Origin of the sequence: Winogradskyella luteola (genome assembly GCF_019203985.1) — a bacterium.
In the GTDB taxonomy this organism is placed as follows: Bacteria; Bacteroidota; Bacteroidia; order Flavobacteriales; family Flavobacteriaceae; genus Winogradskyella; species Winogradskyella luteola.
Window position 1 is genome coordinate 22,499 of sequence record NZ_JAGSPD010000010.1, and the last position, 12,879, is coordinate 35,377.

A 12,879-nucleotide genomic window follows, 5' to 3' on the forward strand; every position below is an offset into this window, starting at 1 on the left:
ATGCTAAGAGAAAATCAAAGACGTTTTAAGTTTGATTGGATTACGATCATTTTGTTTTTATTATTAGTAGGTTTTGGCTATCTCAATATTTTATCGGCATCTCATGTTGGAGAAATCACGAGTTATTTTGATACATCCCAACTTTATGGAAAACACCTCATATTTATTGGACTCACTTTTGTATTAATTGTATTTATTCTCTCGTTCGAGGCCAAATTTTATGAACGTTTTGCAAGTATTATCTATTTAGTCGCCATTTTGGCCTTAATGGGTTTGTTTATATTTGGTAAAGATGTTAATGGTGCACGATCATGGTATGGCATTGGTAGTATGACCATTCAACCAAGTGAGTTTGCAAAGTTTGCTACAGCTCTGGCGGTTGCTAAATACATAAGTGATTTGCAAACCAATATGCAAACCTTAAAAGACCAAATCAGAGTCGCTGCCATTATTTTTACACCAGCTATATTGATTTTACTTCAAAATGATGCAGGTAGCACTATAGTTTACTTGGCTTTTTTCTTTGTGTTTTACAGAGAAGGTCTGCAACAGGTCTATTTGATTGTTGCCGTATCATTAATTTTAATAGCTGTACTTGCATTAAAATTCGGAATCTTAACTACTGCAATAGTTACTTTATTAGCACTCTTAATTCGTTATTTTTTCAGAAAAAAGAAACGTGCTTCCATACTTCAATATGTCTTAGTTTTATTGATTGCTGTCGGATTTGGATATGGTGTGAAATTATTTTACCAACATGGGTTAAAAGCTCATCAGCAAAACAGAATAACTATCTTTTTAAGATTGGAGAAAGATCCGATTAAGCTAGAACAAATGCGAAAAAGAGAAGCTTATAATCTCATTCAATCCGAGCAGGCTATTAGCTCTGGTGGCTTAACCGGCAAAGGGTTTCTAGAAGGCACAAGAACAACAGGAAAATTTGTACCCGAACAACATACCGATTATATTTTTAGTACTGTCGGCGAAGAATGGGGGTTTTTGGGCAGTAGCGTAGTTGTAGTTCTATTTGTACTTCTCATTATAAGAATTCTCTATTTAGCCGAAACTCAAAAATCCCAATTCAGTCGTGTTTATGGTTATGGAGTTGCTTCGATATTATTTGTACATTTTACCATTAATATCGGTATGGTAATGGGACTAATTCCTACTGTTGGTATCCCTTTGCCATTTTTTAGTTATGGCGGCTCAGGACTTTGGGGCTTTACCGTTTTACTGTTTATTTTTGTAAAGTTAGATAGCAATAAAATCAATGAATGGTAAATAAAAAAAGACTGTTTTTATTAAAAAACAGTCTTTCAATGACATTTATCATCATAGCTATTAATCAATATATGTCATATTATTTGTTTTGAATGTAATGGACATTATATAAAAAAAGACACCAAGTACCGGTAAAAACAATAACAATACTAACCAAACCATTTTGCTCTTAATTTTCCTCCGTGATTTAAGCACAACAATACACAGAAGCAGAATAATTAGTATGTAACAACCTATGAAAAAATTTACCATTTCTGAATCTACCAACATCATGGTGTCTTAATATTTTTAACTTACATTCCGAGATGCTATATAACTAACTCTCTATTTCAATTTTACAATCTTGGAATGTAAGTTTTTTTGAAAACTTCTATTTACTGTCCTTGTCCCAATGAGTAACCCCTTACACCATCGAACGTATATAAGTTTTCTGTTTTTATGGCATCTATACCGTGATCCATAGCTGCCTGTAAAACTTCTACTATTTTTCTTTTTGACAATTCTTTCCCATCTTTAGCACTATATCTACATCTCCAATGATCCGTACAAAACGTTTCATCAAATCCATTTGGCCAAACCTTAATACCCCTATTGGTAATCATTGACAACTCTAGCTCATCATTATTTAATTTTTGTAGTTGTTCCGCAAGTTTATCGGCATCGTAGCCATTCCAATCTACAAACAAATCAACTCCTACAACTTTTTTGTCTTTAGATGGCTTTCGCTGGTATTTTGGAAGTATTAATGGTGTATTATCATCAAAATGAACTTCTGGTAATTGCTTAGGCTTATTACCCAAATTAGCAATAACCGCTTCTGCAAATTCTTTTGTTCCGACACGTTTCGTGCTCATTACCGAATCATAGATATCATTGGTATGCACACCATCTTCGATAGTTCTTAACCATGCGTTTTGTATTTTTTCAGCAACTTCGCTTTGCCCAACATGATTAAGCATCATAACAGCACCGTTAATTAATCCTGAAGGATTAGCTACATTCTTACCTGCAATATCTGGTGCAGAACCATGAATAGCCTCAAACATAGCACATTCTTGACCTATGTTTGCTGAGCCTGCTAAACCTACAGAACCTGTAATCTGAGCAGCGATATCTGACACGACATCACCATATAAATTTGGCATAACAATGACATCAAAATCTTCTGGTGAATCGGCCAATAGAGCAGAACCTATATCTACGATCCAATGTTCATTTATTATATCTGGATAGCGGGAAGCAACCTCATCAAATACTTGATGGAATAAACCATCGGTCTGCTTCATAATGTTATCCTTAGTAAAACAAGTGACTTTTTTTCTTCCATACTTTTTGGCATATTCAAAAGCATAGGTTACAATTTTTTCACAACCAGGACGACTAATTAACTTTAGGCATTGTACCACTTCATCAGTTTGTTGATGCTCAATACCTGCATATAAATCTTCTTCATTCTCTCTAATAATTACAACATCCATATCTGGATGCTTAGTCGTTACGAAAGGGTGTAAACTACGACAAGGTCTAACATTAGAATATAATCCTAAAGTTTTGCGCATAGTTACATTAAGACTTTTGTAGCCACCGCCTTGAGGTGTTGTAATAGGTGCTTTAAGAAGTATTTTATTTCTTCTTATAGACTCCCATGCATTATCTGAAATTCCGGTAGAATTACCAGATAAATATACCTTTTCTCCAACTTCGATTTCCTCAAAAGTTAAATCTGCACCAGCTGCAGAAAGTATATTAAGTGTTGCATCCATAATTTCTGGACCGATACCATCACCTTTGGCTAAAGAAACTTTTATCATAATTGCGTTTGTTTTTTATTACAGTGCAAAGATGATATTCCTTTTTCATATATTTTTATATATGTTTTAAATGATATATATAAACAATACTTATCGAAAACGTTTTCGTAGTAGGCCAATACTACAGAATTGCTAATTTAAAGTAGTAAATCGAACAAAAAATTTAAGAAAATTTAACTAATTAAGATTGTCCAAGCTTGCTTTAATGGTTTCGATTTTTGCTAAAGCATCAGCTTCTTTTTTCTTTTCGGAAGCTACAACTTGCTCAGGTGCATTATTGACGAAACGCTCATTAGCTAGTTTTTTCTGTACCGATTTTAAGAAACCTTCCGTATAATTCAACTCTTCGGTAAGTTTCTTAACTTCTGCTTCAACATCGATATTGCCTTCCATCGGAATAAAGTATTCGTTAGATTTAACACGAAAGGTCAATGCGCCATCAACTGGCTCTTTTACGTATTCAAAACTATCAAGATTACCTAATTTTAATATAACCTCATCAAAAGTAGAGGACACATCTTCATTATTAATAATTGAAAAATCAATAGTATCCTTAAAAGCAATATTCTTTTGTTTTCTAATGTTTCTGATTCCCGAAATGACTTCAGATGCAAAATCAAATTCTGAAATCAATGTTTCATTAACAGATTTAGATCCTGGCCATCTTGAAATGATCAAAGCCTCTTCTGGAGAACGCTCTTCCATGTAATGCCAGATTTCTTCGGTCAAAAAAGGCATAAAAGGGTGAAGAATTCTTAAGTTATCTTCAAATAAACCAATTACTCTATTATAGGTTGCTCTGTCAATTGGCTTTTGGTAGGCTGGCTTTATAATTTCTAATAACCAAGATGCGAAATCGTCCCAAATCAGTTTGTAAGTTGCCATAAGTGCATCACTCAATCTATATTTGCTAAAATGATTTTCAATTTCTGTAATGGTTTTTTGAAATTTAGATTCGTACCATTCTAAAGCAATTTTGCTTGACTTGGGTTGGCTGATCTCTTCATCGATTTGCCAACCTTTAATCAACCTAAAGACATTCCATATTTTATTGGCAAATTGCTTTCCTTGTTGGCAAAGATCTTCATCAAACATTAAATCATTTCCTGCAACAGAACTTAATAGTAAGCCAACACGTACTCCATCTGCTCCATACTCCTCGATTAATTTTAAAGCGTCAGGTGAATTACCCAATTGTTTAGACATTTTACGACGTTGCTTGTCTCTTACCAATCCTGTAAGGTAAACATTCTCAAATGGTCTTTCTCCTTTATACTCGTAACCAGAAATAATCATTCGTGCTACCCAAAAGAATAAAATATCTGGACCAGTAACCAAATCATTAGTTGGGTAATAGTATTTTATCTCTTCATTCTCTGGATTTCTAATACCATCAAATACGCTTATTGGCCATAACCAAGATGAGAACCAAGTATCTAGTGCATCTTTATCTTGATGTAGGTCTTCAATAGAAAAAGACTTCTCGACTTCGTTCGCAGCGACATCGAGTTTCTCCTTTGCTAATTCAAAAGCTTTTTCTTTGTTCTCTGCCACTACAAAATCCTCTTTACCATCACCATAATAGTACGCAGGAATTTGTTGCCCCCAAAGTAGTTGACGTGATATATTCCAATCGCGGATGTTCTCCATCCAATGACGGTAGGTATTTTCAAACTTCTTAGGAAATAGTTTTACATCACCAGTTTTTAGAACAGCATCTAAAGCTGGTTTCGCTAAGTCTTCCATTTTTAAAAACCACTGATCGCTTAAACGTGGCTCTATAACTGCTTTTGTTCGTTCTGAAGTGCCAACCTTATTCATATAGTTTTCAGTTTTCACTAATATGCCAGCTGCTTCCAGTTCTTTAGCAATAGCTTTACGTACCACAAAGCGATCTTGTCCTTCATAATGCATTCCAAAGCTATTTAAACTCGCATCTTCATTAAAAATATCAACAACTTCGAGATTATGCTTGTCGCCTAAAACTTTATCATTTTCGTCATGAGCTGGCGTTACCTTAAGACAACCTGTACCAAATTCAACATCCACATACTCATCTTCAATGATTGGCACTACTCTACCACAAATTGGTATAATTGCTTTCTTACCTTTTAAGTGGGCAAATCTTTCATCATTTGGGTTTATACAAATTGCCGTATCTCCAAAAATCGTTTCTGGTCGTGTTGTCGCTATAGTTAATTTATCCTTACTTCCTTCAACCTGATACTCTAAATAATATAATAGTCCTTGTCTTTCAACATGGATAACCTCCTCATCAGATAGTGTAGTTTTAGCTTCAGGATCCCAATTCACCATACGATGACCTCTATAAATCAAACCTTTGTTGTAAAGGTCAACAAAAACTTTTATTACAGCCTCAGACATGTCGTCATCCATTGTAAATTTAGTTCTATCCCAATCACAAGAGCAGCCCAATTTTTTTAATTGCTCCAAAATTACCCCTCCATATTCTTCTGTCCAATCCCAAGCATGCTTTAAAAACTCTTCTCTGGTTAAGTCATTTTTATGGATACCTTGTTCTTTTAATTTGGCAACAACTTTAGCCTCAGTGGCTATAGATGCATGATCAGTTCCTGGCACCCAGCACGCATTTTTACCTAACAAACGTGCACGACGAATCAATACATCTTGTATGGTGTTATTGAGCATATGCCCCATATGCAATACGCCTGTAACATTTGGAGGCGGAATTACAATAGTATAAGGTTCTCTTTCGTCTGGTTTTGAGTGGAAATAATTATGCTCCATCCAATAGTTATACCATTTGGTTTCTACTGACAATGCATTATATTTTGATGGGATTTCCATATTTTGGTATCGTTTTTGCTAAGTAACTGACAAAAGTACTTATATTTCTTTTTTTGAAAAATTATTAGGTAATTAATATGAATATAAAGCTCTAAATACTGTTAAATAGAGTGCATTATATCTAATTAATTTTGAGGAGAGTTAAAAAGTAAGTAATTTTGATAGTATCAATTTAAAAATTTAAATGATGAAAAATTTAATAGCAATTTTATTTGTAGGATTAATTAGCCTTGGGGCTTATGCTCAAGAAAAGAAAGTAGCTAAGATTGAGTTTAAGACTGATGTTATAGATTACGGTACCATAGAGAAAGGCGCAAATGGTGTGAGAACATTTGAATTTACCAATACTGGTAATGCCCCGTTAATTATTTCTAGCGTAAAATCTACTTGTGGCTGTACAGTACCTAAAAAGCCCAAAGGACCAATTATGCCGGGTGAAACAGGTGAGATTGAAGTAAAATACGACACCAAAAGAGTTAATCCGATAAGAAAAACAATTACCGTTATTTCTAATGCAGAAACTCCTACAATAGCACTAAAAATTAAAGGTTTAGTTATAGACCCAAACAAGACCAGTGTTTTAGAAAAAAAGGAAAAGAGCATGATTGAGCAATAAAAGCTCTGTCAATACTAATCTAAGGATGAGCGCTCAATATGGGCGCTCATTTTTTTAAAGGCATTATCAAGCTTAAATTTAAACGTCATGTCTTTACCATTTCGTTCTATTTTCAACTTTATGCTCTTACCTGTTTTACCATGAAAAATCTCATTGAGTTCAGGTAATTTGTAATCATAAGCAGGACTGCCGTTAATACTTATAAGAATGTCACCTACTTTTAGACCAGATGCGTATGCATTAGATGATGTTCTTAACTCTACAATTTTATACACAGGTTTTAATACCATAATATGCTCAATGGAAAAATCTATTTTTACTGCACTAAAATCACTGCTCATTTTTTTGTTATTGTCTTGAGACATGCTGATCTGCTCTCTTACAAACATGGTTCCATGATGTTCTAATACTATACCACTGTTATTGTATGTAAAAGGTTCTTTAAAAAATCTGTTCTTTTTTAGGTGAAGCTTTTTATTACGATAGTCAAAAAACACATTAAATCGTTTTAAGATATTACTACCCAAGCTCCCACTACGTTCTTTATAGGCTCTTGCTGCATGAACATAGCTTGAATCTGGAAACGCAACATTAACATCACTGAGGCTAAAATCACCTATAGTAAACTTATCGGCTTTAGATCGGTTTCCATAAACAGATCCACTGAGTCCCTGACCCAAATAATCCTCAAAAAACAAATCTTTTTTTGGCATTAAGCCTTCTCTTTTATTTTCAAATAACCATATTGCATCGCTACTACCTGTATCTAAAAGTAGTTTTACTGGCTTTTTATCTTTGTTAATGGTAATTTCAGCATTTAGATAAGGTTTCTTTCTATGAATATTAATTGGTATGGTTTTCCATTTTTTTGAAGATTTTGGCTTAAAAGTATGTGGTCTATGCAACCTAATGTACTTAGACATATAATTAATTTCTACAACAAAATCTTTGAAAATATCATAACCAATAATACCATGAACTAAAACGCCCAGACGCGGAGTAAAATTAATCGACTTATCAAAAACAACATACAAATCCTTATTTACACCTATAACATTACCAATTTTAAATCTATTATGACTAGATTTTAGGGCCTTAATGCGTCCATTGCCACCTAGACCATGCAAGTAAAAGGATCTTGTGCTTTTTAAGTCAAGTGAGTCTCGTTCTTCAAGATTAAAAAGAATAGGTTTACTTACACCACTATCTAAAACAAAAGATAGCGTAACTCCATTAATCTCTACAGGAATGATGATAAGATTACTGGCAAGCTCAAAATCTATTTTATCACTTACATCAGCTTTGAGAAAAAAACTATCTTGAGCCATTAATAAACTACCATTAATGACACAAAAACAAAAAACTATACATCGTAAGAACAGCATAAACTTTGGTTAGTTTAATCTGAATTTACAAATCTTTATCTTATTACGTATTTTAAACGTTATTTTTTACATAAACTTTAAGAAATTTCAGAACTTAGCACTTTATAATTTACGACGATGCCAAAAATTTCAAAAAAGGGTATAAACATGCCACAATCGCCAATTAGAAAGTTGGTGCCTTTTGCAGAACAAGCAGAAAAACAAGGAAAAACAGTATACTACCTTAATATAGGACAACCAGATATTAAAACTCCACAGATAGCTTTAGATGCTGTAAAAGTACATTCCTTAGATATATTAGCCTATTCAAGATCCGAAGGTTCTGAAAATTACAGAACTAAAATTGCCGACTACTATAGAAAAAATGACATCCATGTTACACACAATAACATCATTGTTACCACAGGCGGAAGTGAAGCTTTATTATTTGCCTTTGGCAGTATCATGGACGAAGAGGATGAAGTCATAATTCCAGAGCCATTCTATGCCAATTATAATGGATTTTCAACGGCATCTAGCGTTAAGGTTGTACCAGTCATCTCAAAAATTGAAGACAACTTTGCTTTGCCTCCAATTGAGGAATTTGAAAAGTTAATTACGCCAAAGACAAAGGCCATTTTAATTTGTAATCCTGGGAATCCCACTGGTTACTTATATTCTAGAGAAGAAATAAAAAAATTAGCCGCTATTGTTAAAAAACATGATTTGTTTTTAATAGCTGATGAAGTTTATAGAGAGTTTGTTTACGATGGTATAACACACTATTCCATTTTACAAGAATCAGGATTAGAAGAGCACGCTATTGTTATTGACTCAGTATCAAAACGCTATAGCATGTGTGGAGCTCGTATTGGTTATTTGGTTTCAAAAAATGAAGAGGTTATTAAAACAGCATTAAAGTTTGCTCAAGCAAGATTGAGTCCTCCAACCTTAGCGCAAATAGCAAGTGAGGCAGCACTTGAGACACCTCAAAGCTATTTTGATGATGTTATTGACGAATATGTTAAACGTAGAAATATACTAATATCGGGGCTAGAAAATATTGAAGGTGTTAAAGTTGCCAAACCAAATGGTGCTTTTTATTGTATTGCAGAATTACCAGTAAAAAACTCCGATGATTTTGCACGTTGGTTATTAGAATCCTTTGATTATGAAAACAATACTATTATGGTAGCACCAGCAGCAGGGTTTTATTCCACTCCGGGTGTTGGCTTAAACCAAATTCGTATTGCCTATGTATTGAACGAAAAAAGTTTAAAACTTGCCATAAAAATATTAGATGAAGCCTTAAAAGTTTATAGAGATTAAATGACCATAGAAAACAATGTTTCACTAAAACCATTTAACACTTTTGGCATAGATGCTAAGGCTACCTCATATTGTAATATCTCAACCGTTGAGCAATTAAAAAATATTTTAGCCTCTCAGCATACCAACCCACTTTTTATACTTGGTGGTGGCAGCAATATGCTATTAACCAAAGATATTGAAGCCTTAGTTCTGCATATCAATCTCAAAGGCCTTACAATTGTAAATGAAACTGACAATAAGGTTACAGTAAAAGCCATGGCTGGAGAAAATTGGCATGAGTTTGTACTTTGGTGTTTAGAACAAAATTATGGTGGCATAGAGAACCTATCACTTATTCCCGGTAACGTTGGCACTGCACCTATTCAAAACATTGGGGCTTATGGAGTTGAGCTAAAAGATGTATTTGTGAGTTGCGAAGCTATTCATATAAAAAGCCAACAACTAAAGACATTCACAAAAAAGGATTGTAACTTCGATTACAGAGAGTCTGTTTTTAAACAAGATCTTAAAAGTCAATATATTATTACAAGTGTCAATTTTGAGCTCACCAAAACTAATCACAGATTACATATGGATTATGGAGCTATAAAAGACCAACTCAATGTTTTTAATATAGCAGAGCCTACTATTCGACATATCTCTAAAGCGGTCATAGCCATTAGACAAAGTAAATTACCAGACCCAAAAGATATTGGCAATAGTGGTAGTTTCTTTAAAAATCCTATTATTTCAAAAGATGAATTTGAGACCTTAAATGATAATTTTCCAGATATCCCGTCTTATCAAATCTCTGATAAAGAAGTAAAAATACCTGCTGGCTGGCTTATAGAAAAAGCTGGGTTTAAAGGTAAACGTTTCAATGATTATGGTGTACATAAAGAGCAAGCTCTTGTTTTAGTAAACTATGGCAATGCAAAAGGAAAAGATATTTTTGAATTAGCTAAACTCCTTCAAAAAACAATAAAACGTATTTTTAATATAGAGATTGAAACCGAAGTGAATATTATATAAAACATAAGTCGCAATAAATATTGCGACTTATGAATTTGGAATAATTTCTTTGAAAATGCTATTAATCAATTCTCTAAATGGAAGAAAAATTATACCAATAAAATGTGCTATTAACCTAATAAAGGTGTATTTAAGTATATTTACGTTTATAAATCCATTTTAGATGTTTTAGAAACTAAAAAAGAAGATTTTAACATTTTGAGCATAACACCAACAGAACAAAAAATAATCGATTACCTCAAAAAAGGAGATAAACGTGCATTAAATCTACTCTACGAAAATTATTCCACTAGTCTTTATGGTGTTATTTTAAAGATTACAATTAATGAAGAAATTGCAGAAGATGCTTTACAAGAAACCTTTATAAAGGTATGGAAAAATGCTCATAAATATGACTCCAGTAAAGCTAAGCTATTCACTTGGCTATTCCGTATAGCAAGGAATACAGCTATAGATAAACTAAGAAGTTTTAACAATCGTTATAAAAAAGAAGTCCAAATCGATACTTCTAACGTATATATCTTACCAACAAGTAATTTAAATCAAGATGTTTTGGATATTAAAGAGCATGTTGGGCGACTAGAAGAAAAGTACCAAATTGTGTTAGATGCCTTGTTTTTTCAAGGGATGACACAACAAGAAGCTAGTGACGAACTAGATATTCCTCTCGGTACAATTAAGTCGAGGTTAAAAATAGGGTTACGAGAATTAAAGAAAGTTTACGACCCATAAAAGAATGTATTATGGAAACAAAATTACATAGTTTTTTAAATTCTAACCTGCTAAACAAATATTTGGTAGGCGAAACTTCTGCTGAAGAAACAAAGGAAGTAGAATTTTTTATCAGTCACTATCCTGAAGCTGCTTCAGCATACGAAAAACTTCAGAATAACTTAGAGCTTATTGCCAAAGCTGGTGCTGTGGACGTGCCAAACCACATATTATCTAATATTTTAGAAGCTTTGGATGAATCTAATGACACTAAAGTGATTCAATTAGTACAGACCAAAAAGATACCTTGGTATAGTATTGCTGCTAGTGCTGCAGCTATTCTATTTGCCGCTACATCGTTTGTACTGTATCAGAAAAATCAAATGTTAAACGATGAAAACAACGTTGTTATTGAAGAGATTTTTGATTTAAGAAGTGATATCGAAAACAATAATACCAAATTGGACGAACTGTCTAAGGAATTAAACAAGTTAAACAATCCAGATGCCAGAAAATATGTTATCAATGGTAACGAGCGTGCAAAAAATTTAAAAACAGTGGCTTACATTAACCCTGTTGAAAAAACATCTATGATTGATGTAATTACTTTACCGCAATTACCTAAAGAACAACATTATGAAATCTGGGCTGAATTACAAGACAGAATGGTTAACTTAGGTATAATCGACGAATCTGATCGAAAATTAAAACCAATACCATATATGGAAGATGCATTGGCATTGAGTATTAAAATTGGAACAAGTGGCGAAGCTAACGAGAATAATACTGAGGTTGCAGAAATATCATTAAAGGAAGAATAACCCTAACCTTTAATAAACCGAAAGAGGCACAATAATATTTATGTGCCTCTTTTTTATTTTTAAATTTTTTAAAAAACCTATTCGTTTTCAAATAGCGTTTTGTGGATAATTCCGCCAATAATGGCACCTACAATTGGAGCTACCCAAAACACCCACACTTGCGATAAGTAAGCACCATCAGCAAATAAAGCCTGACTTAAAGATCTTGCAGGATTTACTGATGTATTTGAAATAGGTATACTGATTAAGTGGATTAAGGTTAATGCCAAACCAATAGCTATCGGCGCAAAGCCTTTTGGTGCTCTGGCATTTGTACTTCCTAAGATAACGATTAAGAAAAATGCCGTTAAAATCACCTCAGCTACAATTACTGCCATCATACTGTAATTATCTGGTGATAAATCACCATATCCATTCGCAGCAAATCCACCTAGTGTATCAAAACCAGCTTTACCAGAAATAATTGTCTTTAACGCCAAAGCTGCAACTACAGCTCCAGCAACCTGAGCAATGATGTAGCCAATTAAATTTTTAGCCTCAAATTTTCCACCAGACCATAGACCTACAGATACAGCAGGGTTAAAATGACCACCAGAAATATGCCCTACAGCGTAAGCCATGGTTAATACAGTTAAACCAAAAGCAAGTGCAACACCTACAAATCCAATACCTAATTCTGGAAATCCAGCAGCAAAAACTGCACTACCACAACCTCCAAAAACAAGCCAAAACGTTCCAAAGAACTCTGCAAATAATTTTTTCATAATTGATAATTAATTAGTTAGTAAAAATGTTTATATGGTTATGTGACACAAGGTTTACGTATTAAGTCACAATTAAAGAAGAGCATTAAATAATGTAAAAGCATTATCTTTGCATTAAATTTAAGCTTTAAAATGAAATTGTTACTTCTTACACTCGGATTGTTAGCTTTAGGCATCGCTGGTATTGCCATAAAACTATGGGCAAAAAAGGACGGTGAATTCGCAGGTACTTGCGCAAGCCAAAACCCAATGCTTAATAAAGAAGGAGAAGCTTGTGGTTTCTGTGGCAAGACTCCAGATCAGTTCGAAAACTGCAACGAACCTCAACACTCTTAGGTC

At 33.5% G+C, this 12,879-nt stretch carries 12 protein-coding genes; 7 read left to right on the forward strand and 5 right to left on the reverse strand.

Annotated features, from left to right (window positions below; translation table 11 throughout):
* Entirely contained in the window at positions 1-1,281 is a 1,281-nt protein-coding gene (gene rodA, locus KCG49_RS12295; RefSeq protein WP_218546892.1) for a rod shape-determining protein RodA, read from the forward strand.
* A 60-nt stretch (positions 1,282-1,341) separates the two neighbouring features.
* On the opposite strand, the gene KCG49_RS16560 is transcribed toward rodA, so the two are convergent.
* The 3 genes from KCG49_RS16560 to KCG49_RS12310 form a co-directional block, all read right to left on the reverse strand.
* Positions 1,342-1,554, reverse strand: a complete 213-nt coding sequence (locus tag KCG49_RS16560; protein ID WP_218546893.1) for a PLDc N-terminal domain-containing protein — start codon at positions 1,552-1,554, stop codon at positions 1,342-1,344.
* A gap of 101 nt (positions 1,555-1,655) precedes the next feature.
* Positions 1,656-3,092, reverse strand: a complete 1,437-nt coding sequence (locus KCG49_RS12305) for an NADP-dependent isocitrate dehydrogenase (protein WP_218546895.1) — start codon at positions 3,090-3,092, stop codon at positions 1,656-1,658.
* 177 nt (positions 3,093-3,269) lie between these two features.
* Positions 3,270-5,921, reverse strand: coding sequence for a valine--tRNA ligase (locus tag KCG49_RS12310; protein WP_218546897.1), 2,652 nt, complete (start codon positions 5,919-5,921; stop codon positions 3,270-3,272).
* 187 nt (positions 5,922-6,108) lie between these two features.
* On the opposite strand from KCG49_RS12310, the gene KCG49_RS12315 reads away from it, so the two are divergent.
* Positions 6,109-6,537 carry a DUF1573 domain-containing protein gene (locus KCG49_RS12315; protein WP_218546899.1) on the forward strand — a complete coding sequence of 143 codons (429 nt, stop codon included), beginning with the start codon at positions 6,109-6,111 and terminating at the stop codon, positions 6,535-6,537.
* A 14-nt stretch (positions 6,538-6,551) separates the two neighbouring features.
* Here the strand turns inward: KCG49_RS12315 and KCG49_RS12320 are convergent, their stop codons facing one another.
* The gene (locus KCG49_RS12320) at positions 6,552-7,865 is read right to left on the reverse strand and encodes an aspartyl protease family protein (protein WP_218546901.1); all 1,314 of its coding nucleotides are present in this window, start codon (positions 7,863-7,865) and stop codon (positions 6,552-6,554) included.
* A 174-nt stretch (positions 7,866-8,039) separates the two neighbouring features.
* On the opposite strand from KCG49_RS12320, the gene KCG49_RS12325 reads away from it, so the two are divergent.
* The 4 genes from KCG49_RS12325 (at position 8,040) to KCG49_RS12340 (ending at position 11,776) form a co-directional block, all read left to right on the forward strand.
* Entirely contained in the window at positions 8,040-9,230 is a 1,191-nt protein-coding gene (locus tag KCG49_RS12325; protein ID WP_218546903.1) for a pyridoxal phosphate-dependent aminotransferase, read from the forward strand.
* A complete protein-coding gene (murB, locus tag KCG49_RS12330; RefSeq protein WP_218546904.1) occupies positions 9,231-10,244 on the forward strand; it encodes a UDP-N-acetylmuramate dehydrogenase in 1,014 nt (337 codons plus the stop codon).
* Positions 10,245-10,442: 198 nt separating this feature from the next.
* Positions 10,443-10,976, forward strand: a complete 534-nt coding sequence (locus tag KCG49_RS12335) for an RNA polymerase sigma factor (RefSeq protein ID WP_218546905.1) — start codon at positions 10,443-10,445, stop codon at positions 10,974-10,976.
* An 11-nt stretch (positions 10,977-10,987) separates the two neighbouring features.
* Entirely contained in the window at positions 10,988-11,776 is a 789-nt protein-coding gene (locus tag KCG49_RS12340; RefSeq protein WP_218546906.1) for an RNA polymerase subunit sigma-70, read from the forward strand.
* A gap of 77 nt (positions 11,777-11,853) precedes the next feature.
* On the opposite strand, the gene aqpZ is transcribed toward KCG49_RS12340, so the two are convergent.
* Positions 11,854-12,540 (reverse strand): aquaporin Z, encoded by a 687-nt coding sequence (aqpZ, locus tag KCG49_RS12345; protein WP_218546907.1) that lies wholly within the window; start codon positions 12,538-12,540, stop codon positions 11,854-11,856.
* Positions 12,541-12,672: 132 nt separating this feature from the next.
* Here aqpZ and KCG49_RS12350 point away from each other — a divergent pair, with 132 nt between their 5' ends.
* Entirely contained in the window at positions 12,673-12,876 is a 204-nt protein-coding gene (locus KCG49_RS12350; protein WP_218546908.1) for a membrane or secreted protein, read from the forward strand.
* Positions 12,877-12,879 lie beyond the last annotated feature (3 nt).

Coding starts and splice junctions, on each gene's coding strand:
- KCG49_RS12320 (WP_218546901.1), bottom strand. CDS start 7,865: ATGGCTCAAGATAGTTTTTTTCTCAAAGCTGATGTAAGTGATAAAATA.
- aqpZ (WP_218546907.1), bottom strand. CDS start 12,540: ATGAAAAAATTATTTGCAGAGTTCTTTGGAACGTTTTGGCTTGTTTTT.
- KCG49_RS12325 (WP_218546903.1), top strand. CDS start 8,040: ATGCCAAAAATTTCAAAAAAGGGTATAAACATGCCACAATCGCCAATT.
- KCG49_RS12315 (WP_218546899.1), top strand. CDS start 6,109: ATGAAAAATTTAATAGCAATTTTATTTGTAGGATTAATTAGCCTTGGG.
- rodA (WP_218546892.1), top strand. CDS start 1: ATGCTAAGAGAAAATCAAAGACGTTTTAAGTTTGATTGGATTACGATC.
- KCG49_RS12340 (WP_218546906.1), top strand. CDS start 10,988: ATGGAAACAAAATTACATAGTTTTTTAAATTCTAACCTGCTAAACAAA.
- KCG49_RS12350 (WP_218546908.1), top strand. CDS start 12,673: ATGAAATTGTTACTTCTTACACTCGGATTGTTAGCTTTAGGCATCGCT.
- KCG49_RS16560 (WP_218546893.1), bottom strand. CDS start 1,554: ATGATGTTGGTAGATTCAGAAATGGTAAATTTTTTCATAGGTTGTTAC.
- murB (WP_218546904.1), top strand. CDS start 9,231: ATGACCATAGAAAACAATGTTTCACTAAAACCATTTAACACTTTTGGC.
- KCG49_RS12305 (WP_218546895.1), bottom strand. CDS start 3,092: ATGATAAAAGTTTCTTTAGCCAAAGGTGATGGTATCGGTCCAGAAATT.
- KCG49_RS12310 (WP_218546897.1), bottom strand. CDS start 5,921: ATGGAAATCCCATCAAAATATAATGCATTGTCAGTAGAAACCAAATGG.